1 protein-coding gene is annotated in these 206 nt (G+C 52.4%); it reads left to right on the top strand.

Annotated features, from left to right (window positions below; genetic code table 11):
• Nucleotides 1-206, top strand: a 206-nt coding sequence (locus tag OGY18_RS01635) for a DDE-type integrase/transposase/recombinase (RefSeq protein WP_286551416.1), incomplete at both ends; no start/stop codon positions are given.

The raw sequence follows: 206 nt of genomic DNA, 5'->3' as shown, positions 1-206 counted from the left end.
AAAGGCGAGGCCAGTATCGTGTCGCCCAACAGGCTCCAGCGACAGTTCAATCCGGATGCTCCGGATGAGCGTTGGGTAACCGACATAACCTATATCAGGACCCAAGAAGGCTGGCTGTATCTTGCTGTGGTTGTTGATCTGTTCTCACGCAAAATTATCGGCTGGTCCATGCAATCCCGGATGACAAAGGACATTGTCCTGAACGC

The organism is Citrobacter sp. Cpo142, from assembly GCF_030332425.1.
Classification (GTDB): Bacteria; Pseudomonadota; Gammaproteobacteria; order Enterobacterales; family Enterobacteriaceae; genus Citrobacter; species Citrobacter portucalensis.
This window is presented reverse-complemented; position numbering and strand designations above follow the sequence as displayed.